This window comes from Treponema sp. R6D11 (assembly GCF_054786075.1).
This window is the reverse complement of sequence record NZ_BDHD01000120.1, coordinates 1-5,480: the sequence shown is the minus strand read 5'-3', so window position 1 is coordinate 5,480 and position 5,480 is coordinate 1. Positions and strand designations below refer to the sequence as shown.

The 5,480-nt window shown below is 44.0% G+C and carries 5 protein-coding genes; all 5 read left to right on the top strand.

Annotation, left to right across the window (positions count from 1 at the left end):
* Positions 1 to 1,014: BMP family lipoprotein (locus ACYVTD_RS09435; RefSeq protein ID WP_461247527.1), on the top strand; the 1,014-nt coding region annotated here is incomplete at its 5' end.
* Between the two features lie 9 nt (positions 1,015 to 1,023).
* Positions 1,024 to 2,538 (top strand): ABC transporter ATP-binding protein, encoded by a 1,515-nt coding sequence (locus tag ACYVTD_RS09430; RefSeq protein ID WP_461247526.1) that lies wholly within the window; start codon positions 1,024 to 1,026, stop codon positions 2,536 to 2,538.
* Positions 2,535 to 3,683, top strand: a complete 1,149-nt coding sequence (locus ACYVTD_RS09425) for an ABC transporter permease (protein ID WP_461247525.1) — start codon at positions 2,535 to 2,537, stop codon at positions 3,681 to 3,683. The genes ACYVTD_RS09430 and ACYVTD_RS09425 overlap by 4 nt, the downstream gene beginning before the upstream one ends.
* Positions 3,680 to 4,633 (top strand): ABC transporter permease, encoded by a 954-nt coding sequence (locus ACYVTD_RS09420; RefSeq protein ID WP_461247524.1) that lies wholly within the window; start codon positions 3,680 to 3,682, stop codon positions 4,631 to 4,633. The genes ACYVTD_RS09425 and ACYVTD_RS09420 overlap by 4 nt, the downstream gene beginning before the upstream one ends.
* A gap of 8 nt (positions 4,634 to 4,641) precedes the next feature.
* Complete coding sequence (gene udp / locus ACYVTD_RS09415; RefSeq protein WP_461247523.1) at positions 4,642 to 5,406, top strand: uridine phosphorylase; 765 nt, start codon at positions 4,642 to 4,644, stop codon at positions 5,404 to 5,406.
* The last annotated feature ends 74 nt before the right edge of the window (positions 5,407 to 5,480 follow it).

Here is a 5,480-nt window from a genome sequence, read left to right as displayed (position 1 = left end):
GCCTGTGAACGAGACACTAAATCATCGGTGTTTGATAAATTTATTGGGACTATTGACGACAAATCTTTTAATCAGGGTTCATGGGAAGGATTGGTTCAATACGCAAAAGAAAAAGGCATTTCCCATAAATACTACCAGCCTGCGGAACAGAGCAATGACGCCTATCTTACGGCGATTGACCTCGCTGTTCGCGGCGGAGCAAAAATAGTCGTTACTCCGGGCTTCCTTTTTGAAACCCCGGTCTTCCTTGCACAGGATCGCTATCCAAGTGTAAATTTCATTCTTGTAGACGGCGTGCCGCACAGCGCGGATTATTCCGAATTTAAAACAGGTAAAAATACAGTCGGTGTAAATTACGCCGAGGATCAGGCGGGCTTTCTTGCCGGATACGCGGCTGTTAAAGACGGCAACAGAAAATTAGGCTTTGTAGGCGGAATGGCGGTTCCCGCTGTTGTCCGTTACGGATATGGTTTTGTTCAGGGCGCGGAATATGCGGCTAAGGAATTGGGACTAGCTTCCGGTTCAATTACAATTAATTACCATTACACAGGAGGCTTTGCCGCTACACCCGAAGCCCAAACGCTTGCGGCGTCATGGTTCAACAGCGGAGTAGAAATAATCTTTGCCTGCGGCGGCGCAGTAGGCAACTCTGTAATGGCTGCGGCTGAACAAGCCGGCAAGAAAGTAATCGGTGTTGACGTAGATCAGTCTGGCGAATCTCCAACAGTTATTACTTCCGCAATGAAGGGACTTCAGGTTTCTGTTTACGATTGTATTTCCGATTATTACGATGGAAAATTTCCAGGCGGACATACTTTGGTTTTCGCCGCCGATAACAAAGGCGTTGGTCTTCCAATGCAGACTTCCAAATTCAAGAATTTTAAACAGGCTGATTACAACAGTATTTTTGATAAACTGGCGTCAGGTTCTATCCCAAGAATGGATAACCTTGACAGCAACGGCAGTCCCAGTATAGTTCCGGTTACCATATCAAGGGTTACGGAAGTAAGGTAACTTGCAACAATGGACTACATTGTTGAGATGTCCGGTATTACTAAGGTATTTACCGGCATCATCGCCAATGACGATATAACGCTTCAATTAAAAAAAGGCGAGATTCACGCCTTGTTAGGTGAAAATGGAGCGGGCAAATCAACCCTTATGAGCGTCCTTTTCGGCTTGTATCAGGCTGAAAAGGGCGTAATTAAAAAAAACGGCGAAGTTGTTCATATTAACGGACCAAACGACGCAAGAAGACTGGGAATCGGAATGGTTCACCAGCATTTTAAACTTGTTCATAATTTTACAGTATTAGAAAATATTATTCTGGGCGCGGAAACAGTTAAGTACGGAATGTTAAAATTGGACGACGCGCGCGCCCAAATAGTCGAGTTATCTAAACGCTACAAACTTGAAATTGATCCCGACGCTCTTATTTCCGACATTACAGTCGGAATGCAGCAGAGGGTCGAAATCCTTAAAATGCTTTACCGCGAAAATGAAATACTAATTTTTGATGAGCCTACTGCGGTTCTTACGCCGCAAGAAATAGAAGAATTAATGCACATAATGAAAAACCTTATTGCGGAAGGCAAGTCGATTTTGTTTATCACTCATAAACTGGAAGAAATAAAAGCCGTTGCCGACCGTTGTACCGTTCTTCGCAAAGGCAAGTGTATAGGGACTGTAGATGTCGCTTCTGTTTCTAAAGAAGAGTTATCTGAAATGATGGTAGGTCGCAAAGTAAACCTGTCCGTGGAAAAAACGGAAAGGCAGGCGGGCGATGTAATTCTTAAAGTTGAAAATCTTACGGTAAAAAGCAAAGAGCACGACAAGGCGCTTGTAAACAACGCCAATTTTGAAGTCCGCGCAGGGGAAATTCTCTGCATTGCTGGAATTGACGGGAACGGACAACAGGAGCTAATCCATGCCCTTGCCGGAATGACGGAATCAACAGGGCGTATCTTCCTTGAAGGAAAAGAAATTACACATAACGATATTCGCTCAAGGGGCATGGCGCATATCCCCGAAGACAGGCACAAACACGGTCTTGTGCTTGATTACAACCTCGCTTTTAATTTGGTTTTACAGAGTTATTATACCAGTCGTTTTCAGAAATACGGTTTTCTTAAATTTGACGAAATTTATAAATACGCCGACGAATTAATTGAAAAATTTGACATTCGTTCAGGACAGGGAGCATATTCAATAACGCGAAGCATGTCTGGCGGCAACCAGCAGAAGGCAATCATCGCAAGGGAAATATCCCGCGACTCGCGCCTACTTGTCGCCGTTCAGCCGACAAGAGGGCTTGATGTCGGCGCAATCGAGTATATCCACAAACAGCTTGTGGCGGAGAGGGATAAGGGTAGGGGAGTGCTTTTAGTTTCTCTTGAACTTGATGAAGTAATGAATGTCAGCGACAGAATACTTGTAATATTTGAAGGAAAAATTGTCGCCGACGTTAAACCAAAAGAAGTAAGTTACAAAGAGCTTGGACTTTACATGGCAGGGTCCGCAAAGCAGAGCGTGGCATGAAAATAAATTTTCTTAAAATAAATTTTCTTAAAATAAATTTTCTAAAAGGGATAACCCTTTTAAACAGTGGGCTTACTCCTTCCGTTATAAATGCGCTTTCTTCAGTTGCCGCTATTTTAGTCGGCTTGCTTGCCGGATTTATAATTCTTTTGTTAAGTAACGCTTCGCAAGCCGCTCAAGGGTTCGGCGCTATTCTTGCAAGCGGTTTTTCCAACATGAACCAGCTTGGTCAGGTTCTTTATTTTGCAACGCCGATAATAATGACGGGTCTTTCAGTCGGCTTTTCAAGCAGGACGGGGCTTTTTAACATTGGAGCGGCGGGACAATTTATCGCAGGCGCTTATGCCGCTGTTCTTGTCGGCGTTAAATGCAATTTTCTTCCCGGACATCTGCATTGGATAGCCGCTTTAGTCGCCGCCGTTCTTGCCGGTGCTCTTTGGGGCGCTATTCCCGGTTTTTTCAAAGCAATATTTAATGTGAATGAAGTAATAGCCTGTATAATGATGAATTATACAGGCACTTATCTTGTAAATTATCTTGTAACACAAACAGTTTTTGATTCTTTGCGTAACCAGAGTATGCGGTTATTGGAGACAGCCAATATTCCAAAAATGGGAATGAATTATATTTTCCGCGATGGCTATAATGTTTCAAGCGCGAACTCAGGCTTTTTTATCGCTATTTTATTCGCTATATTGATCTATCTTATTCTCGAAAAAACAACTTTCGGTTATGAGCTAAAAGCCTGCGGTTTTAACCGCGAAGCCGCCCGTTACGCGGGAATTAACGAAAAGAAAAGCATTATTTTAAGCATGACGATTGCGGGCGCTCTTGCGGGGCTTGGCGGAGCGTTGTTGTACCTCGCAGGCTCTGGCAAAGGAATCACTGTTGTTGACGTGCTTGCTCAGGAAGGCTTTAACGGCATTCCTGTCGCTCTTTTAGGATTGAACAATCCGCTGGGAATAATTTTTTCCGGTATGTTAGTCGCGTATCTTAACGTAGGCGGCTTTAATATGCAGTTATACAGTTTTGCTCCGCAAGTAATCGAAATAATTATAAGCGTAATAATTTATTTTAGCGCGTTTGCGTTACTTGTAAAAAACTTTTTAAACTCGCTTAAAAAACGAATGGGAGGCGAAACATGAGCATAATATATTTTCTTGCCCAGCAAACCATGTTTTTTTCTATCCCATTGTTAATAGTCGCCCTTGGAGGAATGTTCAGCGAACGCTCTGGTGTAATCAATATCGCGCTTGAGGGCATAATGATTATGGGCGCGTTTACCGGCATTTTGTTTATCAGCTTGTTACAGCAATTTATTCCAGGACAGCCGATTTTACTGTTGGCGGTATTAGTCTCCATGGTAGCCGGCGTTTTGGTTTCGCTCCTTCACGCATACGCCAGTATCAACATGAAAGCCGATCAAATAATCAGCGGCACGGCTATCAATATGATGGCTCCCGCCGTGGCAATTTATATCGCGCGTATGATTCGCACTGTTCAGCAGATTCCATTTATAAACCAGTTCCGTATCGAAAAAGTTCCGTTGTTAGGCGACATTCCGTTTATCGGGGATTTATTTTTTAAAAACGCTTATATCACCACATTTATAGGTTTTATCATTCTTGGGGTTTCAGCCGCTGTTCTTTACAAAACGCGCTTTGGGCTTCGTCTGCGCTCCTGCGGAGAGCATCCGCAATCCGCTGATTCAGCCGGAATAAACGTGTACAATATGCGCTATGCGGGCGTTATGATCTCAGGAGCTCTTGCCGGTCTTGGAGGACTTGTTTTTATTATCCCGACATCTACGCAGTTTAACGCGGAAGTTTCAGGTTACGGCTTTTTAGCGCTGGCGGTTTTAATCTTTGGTCAATGGAAGCCTGGTCGCATTTTATCAGCCGCTTTCTTCTTTGGACTGATGAAGGCAATATCTTCCGCTTCTTCGGGCATACACTTCCTTAGCGCTATTTCCATTCCAAGCGTTGTCTACAAAATAATCCCCTACATAACCACGCTTGTAGTTCTGGCGTTCAGTTCAAAAACCTCACAGGCTCCAAGAGCGGAAGGTATTCCGTATGACAAAGGGCGACGATAATAGGTATAATGGAGAAGATTATGGAAAAACAGTACCATGTTGATTTTGACGACAGTCACGGCGCGTTATATGCAATTCTCCCTGGCGATCCAGGGCGCGTTGAAAAAATAGCTTCTCATCTTGAAAAACCTCGTTTTTTTCATCAAAACCGAGAGTACACAACTTGGTTAGGTGAATTATCAGGAAAAACGGTAATGGTCATATCTACCGGAATGGGCGGACCTTCTACGGCAATAGCAATAGAAGAACTTTACAAGACAGGTGTGCGTAATTTTATCCGCATTGGAACCTGCGGCGGCATGGCTCTTCCTGTTCTTGGCGGCGATATAGTTATCGCCACAGGAGCAATACGCATGGAAGGAACAACAAAGGAGTATGTCCCAATCGAATTCCCAGCCGTTGCTAACCTTGATGTTACAAACGCCCTTGTTCAAGCGGCTAAAAATTTAGGGCAAAAATGGCACACGGGAATCGTCCAATGTAAGGATTCCTTCTATGGTCAGCATAGTCCAGATCGTATGCCGTCCGGTTACGAGCTTAAAGACAAATGGGAAGCGTGGAAAAAAGCGGGCTGTCTTGCCTCCGAAATGGAAAGCTCTACCCTTTATATTGTCAGCCAAATACTCGGCGCAAGGGCAGGGTGCGTCCTTAATGTGGTGTGGAATCAGGAGCGCGAAAAAGCCGGAATGAGTAACCCCCATTGCCACGATACGGAAGGGGCTATTAAGACTGCGGTGGAAGCGGTGCGCCTTTTGATAGAAGAGAGTAAATAATCAATTTTTTTACTTGACAAAAAAAGATAATCAGAGGTATCAATAAAAATGACATGGCAGTGCCTTTAAGCACA

Coding starts and splice junctions, on each gene's coding strand:
- udp (WP_461247523.1), top strand. CDS start 4,642: ATGGAGAAGATTATGGAAAAACAGTACCATGTTGATTTTGACGACAGT.
- ACYVTD_RS09420 (WP_461247524.1), top strand. CDS start 3,680: ATGAGCATAATATATTTTCTTGCCCAGCAAACCATGTTTTTTTCTATC.
- ACYVTD_RS09430 (WP_461247526.1), top strand. CDS start 1,024: ATGGACTACATTGTTGAGATGTCCGGTATTACTAAGGTATTTACCGGC.
- ACYVTD_RS09425 (WP_461247525.1), top strand. CDS start 2,535: ATGAAAATAAATTTTCTTAAAATAAATTTTCTTAAAATAAATTTTCTA.